The organism is Streptacidiphilus albus JL83, assembly GCF_000744705.1.
Lineage (GTDB): Bacteria > Actinomycetota > Actinomycetes > Streptomycetales > Streptomycetaceae > Streptacidiphilus > Streptacidiphilus albus.
The window spans coordinates 2,680,213-2,702,955 of sequence record NZ_JQML01000001.1 but is presented as its reverse complement, the minus strand read 5'-3'; the positions used below and the strand labels follow the sequence as shown (position 1 = coordinate 2,702,955).

Sequence of the window (22,743 nt, the reverse complement as noted above, 5' to 3'; positions counted from 1 at the left end):
GGCCGCCCTGATCTCCGTCGCCGTCGTCTGCGGCATCTACGCCATCGTGCTCAGCAGAGGGAGCATCCTGCCGTGACCAGGCCCAATCCCGGCCATCCCGACCCGTCGGCGGCAGGTGCCGCCGCGGCGGGCCTGCCGGCCGACCCGGCGGAGACCGCCCGGCGCGCCGCCGAGGCTGCCGCCGCCGAGGTCCGCGCCGCCCGGCGCGACGCCACCGCGCGCGGTGCCCGCTCCGGGCACTGGGCCGCCCGACTCGGGCTGCTGGCGCTCGCGTTCGCGATCCTGGCCATGCCGTTCTACGCGGCGGCCGAGTACTACCAGTACCAGAAGTACATGACCCCGCAGGCCCCGGACACCTTGTTGCAGCTCGACTCGCAGCAGACCGCGGCCTGGTCGGGGCAGGTGAAGTCGCTGCCGGCGACCTCCGCGCCGATCGTGTTGACCTACCACGACATCAGTCCGTCCAACGACAGCCCGTACGTGGTCAGCCCGAGCACCTTCGCGGCCCAGATGGCGGCCCTCCAGGCGGCCGGCTACCGCAGCCTGACCAGCGAGGAGTTCGCCGACTACCTGCGCGGCGGCCCGGCCCCGCCGCGTTCGGTCTTCATCACCTTCGACGACGGCACCAACGGCCTCTGGGTCTACGGCGACCGGATCCTGGCCAAGTACCACATGCACGGCACCTCGTTCCTGATCACCGGCCGGGTCGACCACTCCCGTCCGTACTACCTGACCTGGAACGAGATCACCCGGATGGCCGCCTCGGGGCGCTGGGACTTCCAGGACCACACCAATGCCCTGCACTACCGGACCGCCATCGACGCGGCCGGGGACCAGGCCTCGGCCCTCGCCAACCGGATCTGGCTGCCCGCCGAGGGCCGGCTGGAGACCTACGACGAGTACCAGACCCGGGTCAACGACGACATCACCAAGTCGATCGACGAGATCACCAGCCACGGGCTGCCCAAGCCGCTGTTCTTCGCCTACCCCTACTCGGAGGCGACCGAGCGGGCCAACCTGCCCAAGCCGGGTCCGACCATCCAGACGATCCTGCAGAAGTACTTCGTCGCGACCATGTCCGACGTCTCCTCCCGGCCGCTGACCGCGAGTCGGCGGGCCGCCGGCGTCCACGACGTCCAGCGTCTTGAGGTGCTGAAGACCACCACACCCGCGGAGCTGCTGAGCGAGCTGGCGACCTGGACCCAGGTCGCCCCGTCCGACCAGGCCCCGCTGTCCGAGCCCGCCCTGTGGAGCCGCACCGACGGCTCCAAGCAGACCGGCGTCGGCCCGTACACCGGGAAGGGCCCCTACCCGGAGGGCAGCCACTACGCGGCCTCCGACTTCCGCCCGATGAGCAGCCTGGACTGGGACGACTACCAGGTCGACGCGACCGCCGCCGGACTGACCGACGGCACCAACCAGGTGTCGGTCGGGGTGCGCAACGACAGCGCGGACGAGATCGCCGTCGGGCTCAGCCGGGGCACGGTGACGCTCACTCACGCCGGGGACGTGGTGGTGCAGAAGAAGGTGGCCGACTCGAGCACCCACTCGATCCGGGTCACCGTCGAGGGACCGGTCACCACCGCCGTGATCGACGGCACCACCACCGTCAGCTACACCTCGAAGCTGACCGACCCCTCCACCCTCACCGGCGGGATCGGGCTGCGGGTCGGCATCAACCGGGCCGGCATCAGCTGGCCCTCGTTCACCGCGCTCAGCATCTCGCCGGTCGACGCGGTCTCCCGGACCGCCGGCGCCGACGAACTGTCCGTCGGCTCGGCGGTGCTGCTCGACCCCGGGGCGAGCTGGCAGGCCGCCCCCGGGGTGACCGCGCCCTTCCGGATCACCCCGAACGAGATCGAGCCGCAGGGCGCGAGCCTCTCCGCCTACGGCGCCTTCGAGCCCGCGCGGACCGGCGACTGGACCGGCTACACCGTCAGCGGCACCGTCGGCCGACTCACCAGCACCGCCGTCAGCGGCGCGCTCTGGGTCAGGGTCGGCAGCCCGCTGGCGATCAGCGTCCAGGTCTACCGGAACGAGCTGGACGTGTTCTCGGGCAACGCCGACAGCCAGCAGCTGGTCGGCAGCCGGACCCTGGCGGCCTCGCCCACCCACCTGGTGTCGATCACCGTCACCCCGACCGAGACGCTGGTGAGCGTGGACGGAACCGTACGCATGACACTGCTGGCCAAGGGGGAGACCGGCGGGGTCGCCTACTCCGCCTACCGGGACCTGACCAGGCGCTCCTGGCCGACGGTGACCGGGCTGAAGCTGAGCGGTGCGACCGGATGAGCGGTCGCACCCCCTCACGGCGTGCGGTGATCGGCGGCCTCGCCCTGGGCGTGGCCGCCGCCGGCACCGCCGCGGTCGCCGCGCTGGAGGACTGGGGCCACTCGGCCGCAGCCTCCGGTCCGAGCGGCGGCGACGGCAGCGGCGACGGTGGCAGCACCGTGCCCTTCGTCGCGAGCTTCCCGCAGAACGGGCTGGTCACCAACGAGTACGCCTACCGTTCGCCGAGCAGCCCGCTGGCGCACGACTCGGCGGACTGGATCGTCACCAGCGGATCGCTCTTCGCCAAGGACGGCGAGGGCTGGACCGGTGTCCCGGACGACGGCGAGACCGGGACCGACTCGGCGGTGCACACCGACTCGGCGGTGTTCCGCCTGGTCACCCGGCGCCGCGACTTCGGCTCGGTGCAGGTCTCCACCTCGGTCCTGGTCGACCGGCCGATCACCACCAGGCGCACCCCGGTCTCGGACTGGGACGGCGGCCACGTCTGGCTCCGCTACCAGAGCCCGCAGCAGCTGTACGCGCTGAGCTTCCGCCGGCGCGACGGCGCCGTGGTGATCAAGCGCAAGATCGCCGCCCATGACGCCGCCGCCGTCGACGGCGGTGACTACACCACCCTGGCCCAGACCAACCTGGCCATGCCCTACGGCAGTTGGCAGCAGGTCACGGCGAGCGCGGTGGACGGCCCGGCCGGGACGGTGCTGCTCACCCTGGGCATCAACGGCCGAACCGCCCTCACGGTGGTGGACCACGCGCCGGGGCCGCTGCTCCGGCCGGGCGGCGTCGGCCTCCGGGTCGACAACTCGGAGCTGTACTTCCGGGACTTCACCGCCACCCACCCGGCGGGCTGACCGACGGCCGCCCGGCGCCGCCCCGATCCCGGGGAGCGCCGGGCGGCCGGCCCGGCCGGACCCCGGCGCGAAACTGCCGTCCGGGGGAGGCCGGGGCTGCGGTAACCTGTCGCCATGCGAACCGCGAGCCTGCTCCTTAGCCTGCCGCGCTGACAAGGACCGACCCACCCCCGGCGGTGGGGTCGGAGTCGGCGTGGCGACCCCTCCTGCGAGGGGTCTTTCTGCGTTTTAGAGGGCTGCAGCTCGGAGGCTGCACGGTTCTGCTGGTGGACGGGTCTGGTACGGCCCGCCCGAACCCCTGATGGAGTTTGAGGACGATGAGCGAGACCACACCCGAGGCGCCCGAGGCGTACCGCTACACCCCCGCGCTGGCGGCGCGGATCGAGAGCCACTGGCAGGACCGCTGGGAGCGCGAGGGCGTCTTCAACGCCCCCAACCCGAGCGGCACCCTGGCCGACGGCACGGACGTCGCGGACCGTCCGCACGCCTTCATCATGGACATGTTCCCGTACCCCTCGGGCAGTGGCCTGCACGTCGGCCACCCGCTGGGCTACATCGCGACCGACGTCTACGCCCGCCACATGCGGATGACCGGTCACAACGTGCTGCACACCATGGGCTTCGACGCCTTCGGCCTGCCGGCCGAGCAGTACGCGGTGCAGACCGGCACCCACCCCCGGGTCACCACCGAGGCGAACATCGTCGAGTTCCGCCGCCAGCTGCGCAGCCTGGGCCTGGGCCACGACCTGCGCCGCTCGGTCGCGACGATCGACCCGACGTACTACAAGTGGACCCAGTGGATCTTCCTGCAGATCTTCAACTCCTGGTACGACCCGGAGGCGCAGCAGGCCCGGCCGATCGCCGAGCTGGTCGCCCGCTTCGAGCGCGGCGACCAGGCCACCCCGGACGGCCGCGGCTGGTCCGAGCTGAGCCCGGCCGAGCGGGACGAGGTGCTGAGCGACTACCGGCTGGCCTACATCAAGCAGGCCCCGGTCAACTGGTGCCCCGGGCTGGGCACGGTGCTGGCCAATGAGGAGGTCACCGCCGACGGCCGCTCCGAGCGCGGCAACTTCCCGGTGTTCAAGTCCAACCTGCGCCAGTGGATGATGCGGATCACCGCGTACAGCGACCGGCTGATCGACGACCTGGACCTGCTGGACTGGCCGGACGCGATCAAGCTGCAGCAGCGCAACTGGATCGGCCGCTCCGAGGGCGCCAAGGTCGACTTCGCCGTGGCCGGCCACCCGGACGCCGTGGTCACCGTCTTCACCACCCGTCCCGACACCCTGTTCGGCGCCACCTACATGGTGCTGGCGCCCGAGCACGACCTGGTCGACGGCATCGTGCCGGACGCCTGGCCGGCCGCGCCGTCCGGCGAACTGCCGGCCGAGTGGACCGGCGGCCACGCCACGCCGGCCGAGGCCGTCGCCGCCTACCGCAAGCAGGCCGCCGCCAAGTCCGAGATGGAGCGCTCCGCCGAGGGCCGCACCAAGACCGGCGTCTTCACCGGCGCCTACGCGGTCAACCCGGTCAGCGGCGAGCAGGTCCCGGTGTTCATCGCCGACTACGTGCTGGCCGGCTACGGCACCGGCGCGATCATGGCCGTCCCGGCGCACGACACCCGCGACTTCGCCTTCGCCCGCGCCTTCCGGCTGCCGATGCGCTGCGTGGTCGAGCCGAGCGACGGTCGCTCCACCGACCCGGTCGAGTGGGACGACTCCTTCGACTCCTACGACGCGGCGATCATCGACTCCGCCAACGCCGAGGTCTCGCTGAACGGGCTGAGCGTCACCGAGGCGAAGAAGGCCGTCACCGCGTGGCTGTCCGGGCGCGGCATCGGCGAGGGCACCGTCACCTTCAAGCTGCGCGACTGGCTGTTCAGCCGTCAGCGCTACTGGGGCGAGCCCTTCCCGATCGTCTACGACGAGGACGGCGTGGCCCACCCGCTGCCCGCCTCGATGCTGCCGGTCGAGCTGCCGGAGATCGACGACTACTCGCCGCGCACCTTCGACCCGGACGACGCCGACACCTCCCCGGAGACGCCGCTGTCGCGCCGCGAGGACTGGGTCAGCGTCGAGCTGGACCTGGGCGACGGCGTCCGCCGCTACCGCCGCGAGACCAACACCATGCCCAACTGGGCGGGTTCCTGCTGGTACGAGCTGCGCTACGTCGACCCGGACAACGCCGAGGTCGTGGTCGACCCGGTCAACGAGCAGTACTGGATGGGTCCGGACGCGGCCAAGCCGGCCGGTGGCGTCGACCTGTACGTCGGCGGCGCGGAGCACGCGGTGCTGCACCTGCTGTACGCGCGCTTCTGGCACAAGGTGCTGTTCGACCTGGGCCACGTCAGCTCCGGCGAGCCCTTCCACAAGCTGTTCAACCAGGGCATGATCCAGGGCCAGGTCTACCGCGACGAGCGCGGCTTCCCGGTCCCGGCGGCCGAGGTCGAGGAGCGCGACGGCGCCTGGTACTTCGAGGGCGAGCGGGTCAGCCGGGAGATCGGCAAGATCGGCAAGTCGCTGAAGAACGTGGTCGCCCCGGAGGAGGTCACCGGCGAGTACAGCGTGGACACCCTGCGGCTGTACGAGATGGCGATGGGCCCGCTGGACGTCTCCCGTCCCTGGGACACCCGCGCCGTCGTCGGCTCCTTCCGCTTCCTGCAGCGGCTGTGGCGCACCGTGGTGGACGAGGAGACCGGCGCGGTCGTCGTCACCGACGAGGAGCCGGACGAGGCCACCCTGCGGGTGCTGAACAAGGCCATCGACGGCATCCGCAAGGACATGGCCGGGCTGCGCTTCAACACCGCCGTGGCCAAGGCCACCGAGCTGAACAACCACCTGGTCAAGCGCGGCAGCACGCCCCGGGTGGTGGCCGAGCAGGTGGTGCTGCTGGTCGCGCCGCTGGCCCCGCACATCGCCGAGGAGCTGTGGTCCAAGCTGGGCCACACCGAGTCGCTGGTGCACGAGACCCTGCCCGAGGCGGACCCGGCCTACCTGGTCGACGACACGGTCACCTGCGTGGTGCAGGTCAAGGGCAAGGTCAAGGCCCGGCTGGAGGTGCCGCCGGCCATCGGCGACGCCGAGCTGGAGGCGCTGGCGCTGGCCGCGCCGGGCGTGGTGGCGGCGATCGACGGGGCGGAGGTGCGCAAGGTGATCGTCCGCGCGCCGAAGCTGGTGAACATCGTCACCGGCTGAGCGACGGGGGCCGGGGCCGGGTTCAGGGCCGAGCGGAACCCTTGGTTTCCCCCGAGCCGTCCCTGAGCTCCCCCTCAAGCACGAGCCGGCTGTCCCCCCACGGGTCTACCGTGGGGGGACAGCCGTTTCACCGGCCTGCCCGCCGGGCGGAACCGGGCTCGCCGAACGGCTCGTGACGTGCGCGTGGAAGGAGCCCCGTCGTGGAGGCACTGGCAGTCCTGCTCGGCCTGGTCGTGCTGTTCCTGGGCGCTGTCGTCGGCCTGATCAGCTTCGCCGTGGTCAAGACCGGCCGGGCCGTCGGCCGGGCCGTGCCGCAGGCGCGGCGGGCCGCCGAGGACGTCGGCATCAAGGCCCGCGCGCTGACCCGGGCCGGGGCCCACCGCCAGGTCGCCTCCCTGCGCGCGGAGGTGCGCGGCTCACTGGCGGCCTCGCGCCGGGTGCTGGAGTCCGGCGCCGCCGACGATGCGCAACTGGTCGACGCGCTCGGGCTGCTGGGCCGGCTGGACGCCCATGCCGAGACCCTCGACGCCGAACTGCGGCTGCTGGAACGCGAGCCCGACCAGGCCCGGGTGGAGGGGCGGCTGGCGGCCGTCAAGGAGCGGGCCGACCGGATCGTCCACTCGGCATCCTCGCTGCGCTGGGCCACCCAGGACCGGCTCCACCGCTTCGCCGCCGACGACCTGACCCGCCTCGGCGAGGAGTGCCAGACCGAGGCCGGGGCCCTGCGGCACTGGACCTCCGCGTCCGGTCCGGCCACCGGAGTGGAGGCCGGACCCTCCTGACCGGGGGGCGGCCGGCCGAGGTCCCGGGCCCGTCAGGGCTTGATCCTCTGTCCCTCCCCGGCCGGGCCAGGTAATCTCCCGACATGCGCGTCGCCATCGTCACCGACTCCACGGCCTACCTTCCGGACGAGGCGGTCCTCCGGTACGGGATCGACGTGGTGCCGCTCAGCGTGGTGATGGGCGACGAGGTGCTGACCGAGGGCAGCGGGGCCTCCTCGGCCGAGGTCGCCCAGGCCCTCCAGCGGCGCGTCCAGGTCACCACCTCCCGTCCCGGTCCTGAGGCCTTCGCCGCCGTCTACCGGGCGGCGGCCGCCGCCGGTGCGGACGCGGTGGTGTCGCTGCACCTCTCGGCCGAGTTCTCCGGCACCTACGAGGCCGCGCTGCTCGCCGCCGCCGGGGCCCCGCTGCCGGTCCGGGTGGTGGACACCCGGATGGTCGCCATGGCGCTCGGCTACTGCGTGCTGACGGCCGCCGAGACGGCGAGCGCCGGGGGGACGCCGGACGAGGTGGTCGCCGCCGCCGAGAAGCGGGCGGCCGAGACCACCGGCTTCTTCTACGTGGACACCCTGGAGTACCTGCGCCGGGGCGGCAGGATCGGCCCGGCCCGCGCGCTGCTGGGCTCGGCCCTGGCGGTCAAGCCGCTGCTGCACCTCCAGGACGGCCGGATCCAGCCGCTGGAGAAGGTCCGCACCTCCAGCCGCGCCATCGCCCGGCTGGAGGAGATCGCCATCCAGCAGGCCGGGACCGGCGAGGTGGACGTCACCGTGCACCACCTGGTGGCGGAGGAGCGGGCCCAGATCCTGGCGGAGCGGCTGCGGGAGCGGATCCCCGGACTGCGCGAGCTGTATGTCGGCGAGGTGGGCGCGGTGATCGGCGCCCATGTCGGTCCGGGCCTGCTGGCGGTCGTGGTCTCGCCCCGGTAGCGCCGGAGCGCCCGCCGCAGTCCTGGCTGGAAACGTTGCTACTTGCCTGCAGCAACGTCATCGGCGTCCTGCTCGGCGGTTGCGAAGTCCGTTTGGAACTGCTTCTCGTCCGCCAGAACCTGCTGCCGGGCTGAGCTGTCGTCAGGGCCGCCGACACCCAGGCCATCGTTGGCGAGGCTGACGAGGTCGGAGGACACGGTGCCGTTGTCGCCCTGCCAGTTCGAGACTCCCGGCGGCTCGTCGCCGGCATTGAACAGGGCGTTGGCCTGGCTGAAGGCAGTCATGCCGGGCTTGATATCGGCAGTGACGGCCTTCTGGTACCAGGCGCTGAATGCCGGATAGCTGCCCGCGCTGCCCCGGTCGAGGATTACCGTGACGCCCTGGTTGTACTCGTTCTGGTAGTAGGCATCGTCGGCGTGGAGGATGCCAGCGGCCTTGTTTCGCACAGCGAGGGGCGCCAGGTAGCCGGCCGGGTCAGTGGGCATGGTGAACGCAGGGCTACTCGTGCTGGCCTTGGGAGTCGAGCTGGTGGTCGCCCCGGGCGTCGGGGCGACGCTGCTCGGTACGGGAGTGGACGCGACCCGAGCGGCGGCAGGCGTTGTCTTCTTGGGTGGGTCGACGATCGCGATGATGATGATCAGCAGCCCGAACGCGACTAAGAGGCCGCTGCAGCCGATACAGCCCTTCCTGCGCTTGGACATGCCGGGTGCTGCGTGCCTCTGCGCAGGCTGCCCCCATGATGGCGGTGGCGTGGGCTGTCCGTACGGCGGAGTGGTCACGCTGTTCCCCCTGGGGCTGGTGTGGAGCGCCAGCCTTGCAGTGGCATATGCCTGATCGTCGGAACGTTGCCGGTCCGTTACGGAGTGCAGCGGTCGGGGTCCTGCTCGACCTTGGCCAGGACCCCCGTGCGGCGATACTGGGGCCCGTCAGAAGGCTCCGTGCGCTCCGGCCGCCGCCTCGATCCTGCGGGCGAGTTCGACGTCGTGCTCGGCGACGTAGCCGCCGAGGTCGCTGGAACTGATCGAGATCCGGACCGTCCTGTAGCCGAGCGTCGCATCCGAATGGTGCCCGAGGTCATCCTGGATCGCGGCGATATGCACGATGAACGCCGCGCCCGGAACGTGGCCGATCGAGTAGCTGCGTTCGATCTTCCGGCCGTCCGTCGACCAGCCCGGAAGATCCTTCAACCGCTCCTCGATCTGTGCCTGCGACAGTGCCTCAGCCATGATCACGCCCCTCGGTGACAGGTGCCAGCACCTCCGCCAGGTCCCGGCCGATCGCCTCAGCTTGCCACGGCCGCATCGCCGTCTCCACGGTGCCCAACTCCCGCCGGGCCCGCGCCGATCCCGTATCCAGGGCAATCCGGACCGCCGACCTGGACAACTCCACCGCGCGCTCCGGCTCGCCGCCCTTGGCCACCGCAGTGGCCTGCCGTGCCGTCCACACCCCGACGTCGCGCCGCGCAGCCGTCGGTGCCGAAGGGATGATCTGCGACCACAGCCGATCGGCTGCCCGTGCCTCGCCGAGCCGGGTGTAGCAGGTGGCGCGCTGCACCTCGACATACTGCGGGTTCCGCAGACACGCGGTGCCCCACTGCTCAGCAGACACGCGGCGCAGCATCCGCGCGGCTTGGTCGAGGCCGAGTACTCGGCAATGTCGACCAGGCGTCCGGGCCAGGTTGGACGGTGCTGATCTGCCCGGTCTGTGACCTGAAGCCGAAGCCGCCACCTGGCACGCGCCGGTTCTAGAGCCCTCGGCGATCACTCCCGTGGGATGTGAAGGATCGGCAGATTGTGCGTACCCTTGGCGATCACTGACGAGGGGGCGTAGTGCGGCGGGAGCGAGAGGTCGAGGACTGGGTACTCGGGGCGCTGCTGCGCCACGAGGCGCTACTGGAGATCCGTTCGCTCATGGTGCGGCCCGACCAAGTCGAGGAGGAACGCCGATCCCGTGCCTATTTCCTGGCGAACCTGTGCGACAACATGCCGTTCCTGCCTGGACCTTCGCGAGACGGCCAACGCCGTTTCGCGTATGCCTGGCAGACGGTAGGGCCCAAAGGGCGAGAGTGGATACTGCGTCAGGTGCAGCTCAATGGCCTGACCTGGACGCCACCGGACGACGAGCCGGCGCCGGCGCGCGGCACATGGCGATCGAGGCTGAGGGTTCGTCGCGGCTGAACCGTGGCTTCGGATCGCCGCTACCGGCAAGATCATGCGTTGTGGGGGACAGCTTGTTCCCTGTACCGCATGCTGGCGAGCATGGCAGAGCGCTCTCTCGGCGGGGAGGCTGGGCGAGCCGTATGTCGGGGAGTTGGGCGCGGTGATCGGTGCCCATGTCGGTCCGGGCCTGCTGGCGGTGGTCTTGCCCCGGTAGCGGTCAATCTGCTGTCGCGTCACTCACCCTTGCGGGTGGCGGAGTTGTCCACACCCCGGTGGTTGTCCACAGGTGCCCGTCGCCGGCCCGGGGGAGTCCCCGGGCCGGACTAGCGTCGGCGGCATGAGATCCGTGACCACCGGCCCGAGCCGGTACTCCGACGACTCGGTCCGGCAGCGGATGGACGCGCTGTTCGGTCCGGAGCAGCAGTCGACCCGCCCGGCGGCCGTCCGTCGCATCCATCCCGCACCCGGGCCGCCGCACCCGCCGGCCGGTCACGTCGCCCCGGGGGACGACGCGCCGGACGAGCTGCCGGCCGCCGCGCGTCCGTCGGCCGCCGCACCGCCGCCGTTCCTGCCGCCGCCGTCCCTGCCGCTGCCGCCCGCACCGCCGCCGTCCCTGCCGTCGGCTTCCCGGCCGCCTGCGGCCGGGGCCCGGCGGGTGCGGACCGTTCTGGCCGGACGGCTGCCGCTGGCGTTCCAGGAGCGGCTGGACCTCGACCGGCGGGCCCTGGTCGGGCTCTCGGTGCTGCTGGTCCTCGCCCTCGGCTACGGCGCCCAGCACTTCTGGGCCGGACGGCCGGAGCCGGTCGCGGTGCCGGTCGCCGACGGCGCGGCGGCGGCCGGCTCGCCCCCGCCCGCGCCCGCCGGACCGGGCCCGACGGCGTCGGCCTCCGGACCGGGGCCCTCGCCCGGAGCGTCCCGGCCGACCGGGCTGGTGGTGGACGTCGCGGGCAAGGTCCGCGAGCCGGGGCTGCGCACCCTGCCGCCGGACGCCAGGGTCCAGGACGCCGTCCAGGCCGCAGGCGGTCCGCTGGCCGGTACCGATCTGACCACGCTGAATCTGGCCCGGCTGCTCACCGACGGGGAGGAGGTCGTGGTCGGGGCCCCGGCCGCCGCGCCAGGCGTTGCCGGCGGTGGCGCGGGCCCGGCGGCCGGGGCCCCGATAAGCCTCAACAGCGCGACCGCCGAGCAACTGGACGCGCTGCCCGGCATCGGGCCGGTCCTCGCCCAACGCATCATCCAGTACCGCGACCAGCACGGCGGGTTCCGGTCGGTGGACCAGCTCCGGCAGGTCAGCGGCTTCGGCGAACGCCGACTGAAGGATCTCCGGGCCGTCCTGCGGCCCTGAACGGGGCAGACCATGGGGGACGATGCAGCACCGGCGGGCCAGCCGGGCGGCCGGGCGCCGAAGCCGCCGCAGGACATCCGGCTGCTCGGCCCGGCGCTGGCCGTCTGGGGGACGGCGGCTGTCCTGGTGGACGCGCCGGCGGGGTGGGCTCCCCGGGCACTGGCCGCCGCCGCCCTCGCCGGAGCCGCCGCGCTGGCCCTGCTGCTGACGGACCGTCGGCTCCGTCGGCACCGCGCGACCCCGGGCACATCCCCGGGCCCGGCCTCGGGCGCGACCCCGCGCGCACCGCTGCGCGCGCTGTGCCGGCCGCTGGCCGGGCTGCTGCTCAGCGCGGCTGCGGCGGCCGTCGCCACCACCCTCGCCACCGCCGACCTGCACCGGGGGCCGATCCCCGGCCTGGCCCGCCGCCAGGCCACCGTCGACGTCGAACTCACCGTCACCAAGGACCCGTCCGCGGGCGGCGGCCCGACCGGCGCCGACTACGTGGTGCTCCGGGCGACGGTGGACCAGGTCCGGCTCCCGCCCCCGGACCCGGCGGCCTCGCGGATCCGGACCCCGGTGACCGTCATCGCCCAGGGGCCGGAGGCGAGCCGCTGGCTCGGCCTGCTGCCGTCCACCCGGGTCGCCGCCGAGGCCCGGCTGCGCAGCGTGGAGGACGGCGACGACATCGCCGCGCTGCTGCTGACCCGGGGACCGCCCCGGCTGCTCGCGCCGCCCTCACCGGCCCAACGGGTGGCCGGGGCGCTGCGGTCCGGGCTGCGCCGGGCCACCGAGCCGCTGGACCCCGATCCCCGGGCGCTGCTCCCCGGGCTGGTCGTCGGCGACACCAGCCGGGTGCCCGCCGATCTGGAGGCCGCTTTCCTCGCCACCGACCTGGCCCACATCACCGCCGTCAGCGGTGCGAACCTGTCGATCCTGATGGTGCTGCTGATCGGCGCCGCCTCCCGCTCGCGCACCCCGGAGCGCGGCGGCCTCGCCGCCCGGCTGGGCCTGCCGCTCCGGCTCAGCGCACTCGCCGGGACCGGCCTCACCCTCGGCTTCGTCATCCTCTGCCGTCCGGACCCGAGCGTGCTGCGGGCCGCCGCCACCGGGCTGGTCATGCTGCTGGCCCTGGCGACCGGCCGCCGGACCTCGCCGCTGGCCGCGCTCGCCGGAGCCACGCTGCTGCTGATGCTGGCCGATCCCTGGCTGGCCCGTTCCTTCGGCTTCGCCCTGTCCGCGCTCGCCACCGGCGGGCTGCTCGTCCTCGGCCCGCGCTGGACCGAGGCGCTGGTCGCCCGGGGCTGGCCGCGCCGCCTCGCCGAGGCCGTGGCCTGTGCGGGCGCGGCCCAGGCCGTCTGCGGCCCGCTGCTGGCCCTGAAGGCGGCCCATGTCAGCCTGGTCGCCATCCCCTGCAACCTGCTGGCCGAGATCGCCGTCGCCCCGGCCACCCTGCTGGGCTTCGCCACCCTGGCCGTCGCCCCGCTGTCCCCGGGCGCCGCCGTGCTGTTCGCCCGGCTGGCCGCCGTCCCCACCGCCTGGATCTGCGGCCTCGCCCGCTTCGCCGCCGACCTCCCGGGGGCCGAGATCGCCTGGCCCGGCGGCTGGCCGGGGGCACTGCTGCTGGTGGCGGTCACCTGCGCGCTGGTCGCCTGCCTGCCGGTGCTCCGGCACCGGGCGGTCGCGCTCGGACTCGTGCTGGCGCTGATCGCCCTGCTGCTGCGCCCGGCGCCGCTCACCCGGCTGGTCACCGGCTGGCCGCCGCCGCACTGGCGGGTCGTCGCCTGTGACGTCGGCCAGGGCGACGCCTTCGTTCTCTCCCCGGGGACCGATCCGGGGTCCGCCCTGGTCATCGACGTCGGCCCGGACCCGCACGCGATCGACCTCTGCCTGCGCACCCTCGGCATCACCAGGATCCCGCTGCTGCTGCTCACCCACGAGCACGCGGACCACGTCGAGGGGCTGCCCGGGGTGCTGCACGACCGCGAGGTCGGGGTGGTGGAGACGACCACCGACACCGACCCCCAGGGCGAGACCGCGCGGGTCCGGCGCTGGACCGCCGCCGCCGGGGTCCCGGTGGTGCAGGTGGTGCCGGGCGAGCGGCGCAGCCTGGGCGACCTGCGCTGGCAGGTGCTGTGGCCGGACGGCCCGCTCGGCCCGGACACCCCGGGACCCAACAACGCCAGCATCGCCCTGCTGGTCACCGCGCCCGGACTGCGGATGGCCTTCCTCGGCGACCTCGAACCACCGGCCCAGGACCGGCTGCTGGCCCACCTCGCCGGCTACCCCGAGCTGCGCCGGGTCGACCTGCTCAAGGTCGCCCACCACGGCTCGGCCAAGCAGGACGCCGAGCTGGTCCGGGCACTGGCCCCGAGGCTGGCGCTGATCTCGGTGGGCCTCGGCAACTCCTACGGCCATCCGGCCCCGTCCACCCTGGACCTGCTGCGCTCGGTGGGCAGCACGGTGCTCCGCACCGACATCCAGGGAGACCTCGCGGTGACCGACGACAACGGCCACCTGGCCACTGCCACCAACCCGCGATGACCGACCCGCGATGACCGAACCCCGATGGGCGACCCCGATAATGGTCGGGTGCAGACCCACACCCACCCCGCCGACCTCTCCGACGACGAGCCCCTGGTCCTCGTCCTGCCCGACCGCGACGCCGCCGAGGCCGTCGCCGAGCAGCTGGCCGAGGAGTACCCCGCCCTGCCCGAGCCCGAGCTGCACCGGGAGGCCCTGGCCGGCGAGGACGACGCCGAGGACGCCCAGTGGCTGGTGGTGCTCACCCCGCCGCTGTCCGCCGGGCCGAGCCGGGCGGTGCTGGCCGCGCTCGCCGCCGAGCACGAGGGCTGGCTGGAGTAGCCGGGCCCGATCCGCGCGGGCCCGATCCGCCCGGCCCCGATCCTTCCGGTCCCGATCCGCGCGGGCCCGACGCGCGCGGCCCCGATCCTTCCGGTCCCGATCCTCCCGGGCCCGAAGCGCGCGGCACTGTCGGTGGCAGCCGCTACGCTGGCCGTGATGGCCAGGAAACCCAGTGACGACCTGCTCTCCCCGCTGACGCTCGTGGTCGGCCAGGAGGAGCTGCTGCTCGACCGCGCCGTGGCGCAGACCACCTCGGCGGCCCGGCAGGCCGACGCCGACACCGATGTGCGCGACCTCCAACCCGGCGTCCTGCAGCCGGGCATGCTCAGCGAGCTGACCAGCCCGTCGCTCTTCTCCGAGCGCAAAGTGATCGTCATCCGGGCTGCCCAGGACCTCGCCGCCGACACCGTCAAGGAGGTCAAGGCCTACCTGGACGACCCCGCCCCCGAGGTGATGCTGGTGCTGGTGCACGCCGGCGGGGCCAAGGGCAAGGGCCTGCTGGACACCGCGAAGAAGGCCGGCGCCCGCGAGGTGGTCTGCCCCAAGCTGACCAAGCCGGCCGAGAAGCTGGCCTTCGTCCGCGCCGAGTTCCGGGTCACCGGGCGCTCCGCGACCGAGGACGCCTGCACCGCGCTGCTCGACGCGGTCGGCAGCGACCTGCGCGAACTGGCCTCGGCCTGCAGCCAGTTGGCTGCCGACACCGAGGGCACCATCGACGAGACGGTGGTCGCCCGCTACTACACAGGACGGGCCGAGTCCTCCGGCTTCCAGGTGGCGGACCTCGCGGTGACCGGCCGGGCGGCCGAGGCGCTGGGGCAGCTCCGCTGGGCGCTCGCGGTGGGGGAGAAGCCCACCGGCATCGTCTTCGCGCTGGCCTCCGGCGTCCGTGCGATCGGCCGGGTCGCGACCGCCGACCGCAGCCTGCGCCCCGGCGACCTGGCCCGCGAGCTGGGCATGCCGCCGTGGAAGATCGACCGGGTCCGCCAGCAGGTCCGGGGCTGGAGCAGCGACGGCGTGGCCGTCGCGCTGCGCGCCATCGCCGAGGCCGACGCGGCGGTCAAGGGCGGCTCCGGCGACCCGGCCTACGCCCTGGAGCAGTGCGTGGTCACCATCGCCCGCGCCGCCCGCTCCCAGCGCTGAGAGCCGGCCACACCGGCAACCACGAAGGCCCCCGTCTCCGAGGAGACGGGGGCCTTCGTGCGGTCCAAAGACTGGTTCCGTACTGCTGCACCGCACCCGCGTGGCGAACGCAGGCCGCGTGCGATGCGTGTGTGCACAGGGTCCGGGTAGAGGGCCGGACGGTCTGTGCAGGGCCGGAGCGGTGCGGTTGAGAGGGACCGCGTCATCCGTTCCGGCAGGTCGTCAAGCGCGACCCGAGAAAGCAGATCAGCCCTGGAGCCCGGCAACCTTGGCGGCGAGCGCCGACTTCTTGTTGGCAGCCTGGTTCTTGTGGATGATGCCCTTGCTGGCGGCCTTGTCGAGCTTCTTGGCGGCATCGCGGGTCAGCACGGTGGCCTTCTCGACGTCGCCGGCCTCCATGGCCTCACGGGCCTTGCGGACGGCGGTCTTCAGCGAGGACTTGACAGCCTTGTTGCGCTGACGAGCCTTCTCGTTGGTCTTGATGCGCTTGATCTGGGACTTGATGTTCGCCACGAAGGAGCCTCAGTCTGTCTTGTTGGAACGGGGTGGTGGTGCGTCCGGTCCGCCCGCCGCGCTTCCGACCGAAGGGGCCGAGAGGGCATGGGGCATCGCAGACACGGTGGTCCAGGCTACCAGGGCCGGTTCGGCTCCCCAAAATGCTCGACCACCGGGAACGGGGAGTAGAAGTGGTGCAGCAGTTCCCGCCACCGCTCGTACTCCGGGGACTTCCGGAAGCCCTCGGTGTGGTTCTCCAGCCGCTCCCACTCCACCGTCAGCAGGAAGCGCGACTCCTGGCCGGGGTCGAGGCAGCGGAGCAGCCGCAGCGAGACGAACCCGCGCTGGACCGAGATCAGCGGGCGGGCCTGCTCGAAGGCGGCCAGGAAATCGTCCTCGCGGCCCGGCCGGACGTCGAGGCGGGCGGATTCGATGATCATGCCCGGGAATCCTGCCGGAACCGCCCCCGATCACGCCAGCACCCGTGCCAGGCTGAAGCGTATGACCCTCCTCACCAGAACCGTCTCGAAGCCCCCCTCCCTACGCGGGAACCCCGTCCGTGCGAACGGCACCCTCCCTTCCCTCCGCCTCGGCCGGCTCGGCGCCGCGACCTCCGGCCCGCGCTCGGCGCTGCTGCTCTCCGGCCTGCTGGCGGGCATGGGCGTGCTGCACTTCGCGGTGCCCAGGCCGTTCGACGCGATGATCCCGCCGGTGCTGCCGGGCAGCCCGCGGGGCTGGACCCAGGTCAGCGGGGTGGCCGAGCTGGCGGTGGCCGCCGCCGTCGCCCTGCCGGCCACTCGGCGGCGCGGCGCCCTGGCCGCCGCGGGGCTGTTCGCGGCGGTGTTCCCGGCCAATGTGCAGATGGCCTACAACTGGCGGAACGCCTCCGCGCCGAAGCGGGCCCTCGCCTTCGGCCGACTGCCGCTGCAGGCCCCGCTCCTCGGCTGGGCGTTCTCGGTGAGCCGCGGCGCGGACGCCGACCGGCGCTGAACCGACTCCGACCGGCGCTGAACCGACTCCGACCGGCGCTGAACAGCGCCTCCGGCCGACGGGCCGGTACGGCCGGTGGACGGCTCCGAGCGGTGAGGTCCCCGCTCGTGGGACGATAGGCGGGGAGTACCCCCGCGACCCCGTCCGCGAGCACTTCCGCGAACCGCCCACGTCACCGTCACCGCCACACGATCGACTCCGTCAGCCACTCGACCACCATTGGATCCTGCGTGCCCGCCATTCCCGTCAACGTTCCGGAGCCCAGCCGCACCGACCCGGCGCTGATCCGCAACTTCTGCATCATCGCCCACATCGACCACGGCAAGTCGACGCTCGCCGACCGGATGCTGCAGATCACCGGCGTCGTCGACCCCCGGATGATGCGTGCGCAGTACCTCGACCGGATGGACATCGAGCGCGAGCGCGGCATCACCATCAAGTCGCAGGCCGTACGGCTCCCCTGGGCGCCGCTGAGCGGCGAGCAGCAGGGCACCACCCACATCCTCAACATGATCGACACCCCGGGCCACGTCGACTTCACCTACGAGGTCTCCCGCTCGCTCGCGGCCTGCGAAGGCACGCTGCTGGTGGTCGACGCGGCCCAGGGCATCGAGGCGCAGACCCTCGCCAACCTCTACCTGGCGCTGGAGAACGACCTCACGATCATCCCGGTGCTGAACAAGATCGACCTGCCGGCCGCCCAGCCGGAGAAGTACTCCGAGGAGCTGGCCCGGATCATCGGCTGCGAGCCCTCGGACGTGCTGCGGGCCAGCGCCAAGAGCGGGCTCGGCGTCGAGGCGATCCTGGACGAGGTCGTGAAGCGGGTCCCGGCCCCGGTCGGCGTCAAGGACGCCCCGGCCCGTGCGATGATCTTCGACTCGGTCTACGACACCTACCGCGGCGTGGTCACCTATGTCCGGGTCGTCGACGGTGAGCTGACGAAGCGCGAGCGGATCGCGATGATGTCGACCGGCGCCACCCACGAACTGCTGGAGATCGGCGTCATCTCCCCGGAACCCAAGGTCGCCGACGGCCTGGGCGTCGGCGAGGTCGGCTACATCATCACCGGGGTGAAGGACGTCCGGCAGTCCAAGGTCGGTGACACCATCACCTCGATGCACAAGGGTGCGACCGAGGCGCTGGGCGGTTACAAGGAACCACGCCCGATGGTCTTCTCCGGCCTCTACCCGCTGGACGGCAGCGACTACCCGCTGCTCCGCGACGCGCTGGACAAGCTGCGGCTGAACGACGCCGCGCTGGTCTACGAGCCGGAGACCTCGGTGGCGCTGGGCTTCGGCTACCGCTGCGGCTTCCTCGGGCTGCTGCACCTGGAGATCATCCGGGAGCGGCTGGAGCGCGAGTTCAACCTGGACCTGATCTCCACCGCGCCCAACGTGGTCTACCGGGTGGTGATGGAGGACGGCAGCGAGATCACCGTCACCAACCCCAGCGAGTTCCCCGGCGGCAAGATCACCGAGGTGAACGAGCCGGTGGTGCGCGGCACCATCCTGGCGCCCAACGAGTTCGTCGGCGCGATCATGGAGCTCTGCCAGGCCCGGCGCGGCGCGCTCCAGGGCATGGACTACCTCTCCGAGGACCGGGTCGAGCTGCGCTACACCCTGCCGCTGGCCGAGATCGTCTTCGACTTCTTCGACATCCTGAAGTCCAAGACCCGGGGCTACGGCTCCTTCGACTACGAGCCGATCGGCGAGCAGGCGGCCGACCTGGTCAAGGTCGACATCCTGCTGCACGGCGACGCGGTCGACGCCTTCTCGGCCGTGGTGCACAAGGACAAGGCCTACAACTACGGCGTGATGATGGCCGGGAAGCTGCAGAAGCTGATCCCGCGCCAGCAGTTCGAGGTGCCGATCCAGGCCGCCATCGGTTCCCGGGTGATCGCCCGCGAGACCGTTCGCGCCATCCGCAAGGACGTCCTCGCCAAGTGCTACGGCGGTGACATCTCCCGGAAGCGCAAGCTGCTGGAGAAGCAGAAGGAGGGCAAGAAGCGGATGAAGATGGTCGGCCGGGTGGAGGTCCCGCAGGAGGCCTTCATCGCCGCGCTGTCGACGGACGCCGACGGACCCGCGGAGAAGAAGAAGTAGCGCGCACCTGAGTGCCATCGGTGGGGCCCGTCTTCCGGCGGGCCCCTCCGGCGTTTCCCGGGCTGCGGTAGCCTCCCGCTGCAAACTGTTGTACGAGGGGAAGCCGGGTCGTCAGATGCCAGAGCACATCCATGCCCTCTCCGATCCGCGCGTCTTCGCCGGTACCGGCCTGGACCACCTGGGTGCCGCCCCGCTCCGTCCGGTCGACCCGGTGCAGGTGGGGCCCTTCCGGCTGCTGGCGCTGCTCGGCGGCGGCGGCATGGGCCGGGTCTACCTGGGACGCGAACCGGGCGCGCCGGTGTACCGGGGGCTGGCCGCGGTCAAGGTGATCAGGCCCGAGTACGCCGAGGACCCCCAGTTCCGCCGCCGCTTCGAGCGGGAGGCGGAGGCCCTGGCCCGGGTCCAGGGCGGGCCGACCGCCGTCCTGCTGGGCAGCGGCTTCGACGGGGACCTGCTGTGGATGGCCACCGAGTACATCCCCGGGCTCAGCCTCACCGGCACCGTGGCCGACCACGGCGTCCTCGGCCCGGCGGCGGCCTGGCGGCTGGCGGCCGACCTGGGCCGCGCGGTGGCGGCGCTGGAGCGGGCGGAGGTCGTCCACCGCGACATCAAGCCGTCCAACGTCGTCCTCGGCCCGGACGGCTGCCGACTGATCGACTTCGGCATATCCCAGGCGTCCGGCACCAGTTCGATCACCGTCACCGGCCAGCAGGTGGGCACGCCCGCCTACATGTCGCCGGAGCAGGTCAGGGGACTGCCGGTGGTCACCTCCTCGGACGTCTTCGCGCTCGGCTCGGTGCTCGCCTACGCGGTCACCGGGAATGCCCCCTTCGGGGACGGGACCAGCGTGGACGTGCTGCACCGGGTCGCCTTCGAGCCGCCGAAGCCGGAGGTCCTGGAGCGGGTGGCGGCGGTCGACACCGACCTCTCCGCCCTGGTCGCGGCCTGCCTGGACAAGGAGCAGGACCGGCGGCCCAGCGCGGAGGAAGTGATCGCGACGGCGCTGACCCGGCAGGTGCTCGCGCCCTGGCCGCAGGGGCTCAGCGACGCGATCATGACGTGCATTCAGGTGACCGACGCGGTGGCGCAGTTGCCGCTGGAGCCGCTCGGCCCCGCAGCCGCCCCGGGTCCGGCCGCGGTCGAGGGCACCTTCGTGCTCGGCGCGCACACCCCTCCCCCGTCCGGCCCGCCGACGCCCCGGGGACCGCACACCCCGGCCACCGTGCCCGCCGCCGGGGACGGCCGGTCGGCGTGGTCGACACCGGTCCAGACCGCGCCGCTCCAGGCCGCGCCCTACCAGGCCGGGCCCGTCCACCCCGGGCCCGTCCACCAGGCGCCCGTCCACCCCGGCGCCGTGCCGGCGACTCCGCCGACGGAGGCGGCCGGCCGCTTCGCCCCGTACGTCATCCAGGCCCCCGGCCCGCAGCCCGGCCCCGTCGCGCCGCAGCCGGCCCCGCAGGAGCGGCCCAGGCGGATCGGGCTGCTGGTCAGCGGGGCGGCCGTGGCCGTCGCCGCTGCGGCCGGGCTGGCGCTGCTGGTGGCCGGACCGAGCGGGCACGCCTCGGCGGCCGGCAGCGGCACCGCCGGAGCCTCGGCCACCAACGGCGCGGGCGGCTCGTTCCAGGCGGGCGCGGCCCCGTCCGGCTCCGGCTCCGCCTCGGCCGGGAGCAGCGCGACGGCCGCCCGGCCCTCGGGCTCGGCCACGGCCACGGCCACGGCCACGGCCTCGGCCGGCAGCTCGGCGACGGCCCGCTCCCACCACGGCGGCTCGCCCACGGCCGGGGCCTCCGCCGCCACGCCGAGCCAGCCGGGGACCGACGGGACGTCGACCCAGCCCTCCGCGCCGACTCCGACCCAGACGACGGCCACCCCGGCGCCTCCGGCCCAGCCGGCCTGGATCGCCAACTGCCACTACTACTCCGGCAGCGCCGAGACCGACCCGGGGTCCACGGATGTGGCGGCGGTCAAGGAGATCCAGTGCATCCTCAGCTACCGGGGCTACAACGTCGTCGACGGGGTCGACGGCCAGTTCGGCCCGAACACCAAGAACGCCGTGGAGGCGTTCCAGCGGGACAAGGGACTCGGGGTCGACGGTGAGGTGGGGCAGCAGACCTGGCCCGCGCTGCGCAGCTCCAGCTGAGGCGGCCGACGCGCCGGGCGGAACGTCCGGCGCGGGTCAGGCCGTCCAGCGCGGGTCACGGCCGGAGAGGGCGAGCGCCCGGTCCAGGGCCGGGGCGTCGTCCGCGACGGCGACCACGTCGGCGAAGCCGCCCGGGAACGAGCGGTACATGTCGCCGAACTGCTCGACCAGGCCGAGCGCGGTGGTCGCGACCGGGTCCGGGACGGTGAACTCCTGGCCGGTGCCCCGGGCGACCTCCCAGCCGTGCAGCACCAGCTCCAGCAGGACCATCCCGGCGACGGCCCCGGCCGGCATGCTGGAGTCGCCCATCTTCACCTCGCCCTCCCAGACGGACGGGTCGGACCAGGCCGCGAGGGCCCGGTCCAGCTGGGCGGCGTAGGCGTCGGCCCAACCGGGCTCGGCGGTGAAGTCCCGCTGCTGCCACTCCTCGGGAGCGGCCCCGCCCTTGGCCCGCAGTTCGAAGTTGTAGGAGGTCCACAGGACCAGATGGTTGGCGGCGGTTCGGACGTCCCACTCGCTCGCGGGGGTGGGGTCGGTCAACCGGTCGGGGGTGACCGCACGGACGACCCGTGCGGCTTCGGCGGCGGCGTCGGTCAACTGGGGGAGGATGATGGTCATACCCGCCACGCTAGGCCCGGGGCGCGGGGGCGTCTTGAAGAAACGCGACATCGGTAGGCTGGACGGTATGACCAGCGCGGACGCGGAGGAGCAGCCGCGCGGCGTGCTGCGCTACCGGCAGGCGGCGGACCGGTTCACGCTGGAGCGGCGGGCGCCGGACGCCCGGCTCGCGGAGCTGGTCGAGTGCTACTGGCAGGTGCGCTGGGACCTGCGCGGCCGCCCCCCGCACGAGCAGCAGGTCCTCTCCCACCCCAACCTCCACCTGGTGTTCGAGCAGCCCGGGGCCGCGGTCCACGGGGTGAACCGGGGCCTGTTCGTCCGCCGCCTTGAGGGCGCCGGCCAGGTCCTGGGGATCAAGTTCCGGCCGGGCGGCTTCCGCCCGTTCTGGGGGCGGCCCGTGCAGGAGCTGGCCGACCGGGTGCTGCTCGGGGTCGAGGTCTTCGGCCCGGCGGTCGACGACGCGGGCCGCCGGATCCTCGCGGAGACGGATCCCGACGCCATGGCCGGGCTCGCCGACGCCTTCCTGCTCGACCGGCTGCCGGCTGCCGACCCGCTGGTCCCGCAGGTCGCGGCGATGGTCGACACCGCCACCGCCGACCGCTCCGTCCTCCGGGTCGAGCAGTTGGCCGCGCGCTGCGAGGTCTCGGTCCGCACCCTGCAGCGGCTCTTCGCCGAGTACGTCGGCGTCGGGCCCAAATGGGTGCTGCGCCGCGCCCGGCTGCAGGAGGCCGCGCTCCGCGCCGACAGCGGAACGGTCGACTGGCCGCTGCTCGCGGCCGACCTCGGCTACGCCGACCAGGCCCATCTCAGCCGGGACTTCACCGCCGTCGTCGGTCTGCCACCCACCCACTACGCCCCGCGCTGAGCGCCG

At 73.2% G+C, this 22,743-nt stretch carries 20 protein-coding genes; 14 read left to right on the top strand and 6 right to left on the bottom strand.

All coding sequences use genetic code 11. The annotated features are described in order from the left end of the window. The first annotated feature begins 72 nt into the window (after window positions 1-72). From BS75_RS44175 to BS75_RS11705, 5 genes are all read left to right on the top strand, one after another. The gene (locus tag BS75_RS44175) at window positions 73-2,292 is read left to right on the top strand and encodes a polysaccharide deacetylase family protein (protein WP_052069357.1); all 2,220 of its coding nucleotides are present in this window, start codon (window positions 73-75) and stop codon (window positions 2,290-2,292) included. Then, a complete protein-coding gene (locus tag BS75_RS11720; RefSeq protein WP_034088189.1) occupies window positions 2,289-3,140 on the top strand; it encodes a hypothetical protein in 852 nt (283 codons plus the stop codon). The genes BS75_RS44175 and BS75_RS11720 overlap by 4 nt, the downstream gene beginning before the upstream one ends. 317 nt (window positions 3,141-3,457) lie before the next feature. Then, window positions 3,458-6,334, top strand: coding sequence for a leucine--tRNA ligase (leuS, locus tag BS75_RS11715; RefSeq protein ID WP_034088188.1), 2,877 nt, complete (start codon window positions 3,458-3,460; stop codon window positions 6,332-6,334). 200 nt (window positions 6,335-6,534) lie between these two features. Then, window positions 6,535-7,116 carry a hypothetical protein gene (locus tag BS75_RS11710; RefSeq protein WP_042436917.1) on the top strand — a complete coding sequence of 194 codons (582 nt, stop codon included), beginning with the start codon at window positions 6,535-6,537 and terminating at the stop codon, window positions 7,114-7,116. Window positions 7,117-7,199: 83 nt separating this feature from the next. Next, a complete protein-coding gene (locus BS75_RS11705) occupies window positions 7,200-8,039 on the top strand; it encodes a DegV family protein (protein WP_034088187.1) in 840 nt (279 codons plus the stop codon). Window positions 8,040-8,077: 38 nt separating this feature from the next. Here BS75_RS11705 and BS75_RS11700 read toward each other — a convergent pair whose 3' ends face one another. From BS75_RS11700 to BS75_RS11685, 3 genes are all read right to left on the bottom strand, one after another. Beyond that, window positions 8,078-8,740 (bottom strand): hypothetical protein, encoded by a 663-nt coding sequence (locus tag BS75_RS11700; RefSeq protein WP_152645621.1) that lies wholly within the window; start codon window positions 8,738-8,740, stop codon window positions 8,078-8,080. Window positions 8,741-8,965: 225 nt separating this feature from the next. Next, window positions 8,966-9,265: a 4a-hydroxytetrahydrobiopterin dehydratase gene (locus BS75_RS11690; protein WP_034088184.1), complete on the bottom strand. Its 300-nt coding sequence runs from the start codon at window positions 9,263-9,265 to the stop codon at window positions 8,966-8,968. Further along, window positions 9,258-9,647, bottom strand: coding sequence for a hypothetical protein (locus BS75_RS11685; protein ID WP_231607748.1), 390 nt, complete (start codon window positions 9,645-9,647; stop codon window positions 9,258-9,260). The genes BS75_RS11690 and BS75_RS11685 overlap by 8 nt, the downstream gene beginning before the upstream one ends. A 221-nt stretch (window positions 9,648-9,868) precedes the next feature. Here BS75_RS11685 and BS75_RS48070 point away from each other — a divergent pair, with 221 nt between their 5' ends. From BS75_RS48070 to holA, 5 genes are all read left to right on the top strand, one after another. Continuing rightward, on the top strand, window positions 9,869-10,216 hold the full coding sequence (locus BS75_RS48070; protein WP_152645622.1) for a hypothetical protein: 348 nt from the start codon (window positions 9,869-9,871) through the stop codon (window positions 10,214-10,216). 319 nt (window positions 10,217-10,535) lie between these two features. After that, a complete protein-coding gene (locus tag BS75_RS11680; protein WP_081982257.1) occupies window positions 10,536-11,543 on the top strand; it encodes a ComEA family DNA-binding protein in 1,008 nt (335 codons plus the stop codon). A gap of 12 nt (window positions 11,544-11,555) precedes the next feature. Further along, a complete protein-coding gene (locus BS75_RS11675) occupies window positions 11,556-14,066 on the top strand; it encodes a ComEC/Rec2 family competence protein (protein WP_042436922.1) in 2,511 nt (836 codons plus the stop codon). 48 nt (window positions 14,067-14,114) lie between these two features. After that, on the top strand, window positions 14,115-14,387 hold the full coding sequence (locus BS75_RS11670) for a hypothetical protein (RefSeq protein ID WP_231607747.1): 273 nt from the start codon (window positions 14,115-14,117) through the stop codon (window positions 14,385-14,387). A gap of 156 nt (window positions 14,388-14,543) precedes the next feature. Then, on the top strand, window positions 14,544-15,527 hold the full coding sequence (gene holA / locus BS75_RS11665; protein WP_034092850.1) for a DNA polymerase III subunit delta: 984 nt from the start codon (window positions 14,544-14,546) through the stop codon (window positions 15,525-15,527). Between the two features lie 246 nt (window positions 15,528-15,773). Here holA and rpsT read toward each other — a convergent pair whose 3' ends face one another. Next, entirely contained in the window at window positions 15,774-16,040 is a 267-nt protein-coding gene (rpsT, locus tag BS75_RS11660; protein WP_034088182.1) for a 30S ribosomal protein S20, read from the bottom strand. Between the two features lie 116 nt (window positions 16,041-16,156). Further along, window positions 16,157-16,462 carry an antibiotic biosynthesis monooxygenase family protein gene (locus BS75_RS11655; RefSeq protein ID WP_034088181.1) on the bottom strand — a complete coding sequence of 102 codons (306 nt, stop codon included), beginning with the start codon at window positions 16,460-16,462 and terminating at the stop codon, window positions 16,157-16,159. A gap of 217 nt (window positions 16,463-16,679) precedes the next feature. Here BS75_RS11655 and BS75_RS11650 point away from each other — a divergent pair, with 217 nt between their 5' ends. The 3 genes from BS75_RS11650 (at window position 16,680) to BS75_RS11640 (ending at window position 21,254) form a co-directional block, all read left to right on the top strand. Further along, window positions 16,680-17,012 carry a DoxX family protein gene (locus BS75_RS11650; RefSeq protein ID WP_042437045.1) on the top strand — a complete coding sequence of 111 codons (333 nt, stop codon included), beginning with the start codon at window positions 16,680-16,682 and terminating at the stop codon, window positions 17,010-17,012. Window positions 17,013-17,242: 230 nt separating this feature from the next. Then, window positions 17,243-19,114: a translation elongation factor 4 gene (gene lepA / locus BS75_RS11645; RefSeq protein WP_034088180.1), complete on the top strand. Its 1,872-nt coding sequence runs from the start codon at window positions 17,243-17,245 to the stop codon at window positions 19,112-19,114. Window positions 19,115-19,229: 115 nt separating this feature from the next. Beyond that, complete coding sequence (locus BS75_RS11640) at window positions 19,230-21,254, top strand: serine/threonine-protein kinase (RefSeq protein ID WP_052069356.1); 2,025 nt, start codon at window positions 19,230-19,232, stop codon at window positions 21,252-21,254. 36 nt (window positions 21,255-21,290) lie between these two features. Here the strand turns inward: BS75_RS11640 and BS75_RS11635 are convergent, their stop codons facing one another. Continuing rightward, window positions 21,291-21,872, bottom strand: a complete 582-nt coding sequence (locus tag BS75_RS11635; protein ID WP_034088179.1) for a TIGR03086 family metal-binding protein — start codon at window positions 21,870-21,872, stop codon at window positions 21,291-21,293. Window positions 21,873-21,939: 67 nt separating this feature from the next. Between BS75_RS11635 and BS75_RS11630 the strand changes: the two genes are divergently transcribed. Beyond that, window positions 21,940-22,737 carry a helix-turn-helix transcriptional regulator gene (locus BS75_RS11630; protein ID WP_034088178.1) on the top strand — a complete coding sequence of 266 codons (798 nt, stop codon included), beginning with the start codon at window positions 21,940-21,942 and terminating at the stop codon, window positions 22,735-22,737. Window positions 22,738-22,743 lie beyond the last annotated feature (6 nt).

Bases quoted from the DNA above. Each gene is read 5' to 3' on its own strand.
- BS75_RS11720 (WP_034088189.1), top strand. From the start codon at position 2,289: ATGAGCGGTCGCACCCCCTCACGGCGTGCGGTGATCGGCGGCCTCGCC.
- leuS (WP_034088188.1), top strand. From the start codon at position 3,458: ATGAGCGAGACCACACCCGAGGCGCCCGAGGCGTACCGCTACACCCCC.
- BS75_RS11705 (WP_034088187.1), top strand. From the start codon at position 7,200: ATGCGCGTCGCCATCGTCACCGACTCCACGGCCTACCTTCCGGACGAG.
- BS75_RS11700 (WP_152645621.1), bottom strand. From the start codon at position 8,740: ATGTCCAAGCGCAGGAAGGGCTGTATCGGCTGCAGCGGCCTCTTAGTC.
- BS75_RS11690 (WP_034088184.1), bottom strand. From the start codon at position 9,265: ATGGCTGAGGCACTGTCGCAGGCACAGATCGAGGAGCGGTTGAAGGAT.
- BS75_RS11680 (WP_081982257.1), top strand. From the start codon at position 10,536: ATGAGATCCGTGACCACCGGCCCGAGCCGGTACTCCGACGACTCGGTC.
- BS75_RS11675 (WP_042436922.1), top strand. From the start codon at position 11,556: ATGGGGGACGATGCAGCACCGGCGGGCCAGCCGGGCGGCCGGGCGCCG.
- holA (WP_034092850.1), top strand. From the start codon at position 14,544: ATGGCCAGGAAACCCAGTGACGACCTGCTCTCCCCGCTGACGCTCGTG.
- BS75_RS11655 (WP_034088181.1), bottom strand. From the start codon at position 16,462: ATGATCATCGAATCCGCCCGCCTCGACGTCCGGCCGGGCCGCGAGGAC.
- BS75_RS11650 (WP_042437045.1), top strand. From the start codon at position 16,680: ATGGGCGTGCTGCACTTCGCGGTGCCCAGGCCGTTCGACGCGATGATC.
- BS75_RS11640 (WP_052069356.1), top strand. From the start codon at position 19,230: ATGCCAGAGCACATCCATGCCCTCTCCGATCCGCGCGTCTTCGCCGGT.
- BS75_RS11635 (WP_034088179.1), bottom strand. From the start codon at position 21,872: ATGACCATCATCCTCCCCCAGTTGACCGACGCCGCCGCCGAAGCCGCA.
- BS75_RS11630 (WP_034088178.1), top strand. From the start codon at position 21,940: ATGACCAGCGCGGACGCGGAGGAGCAGCCGCGCGGCGTGCTGCGCTAC.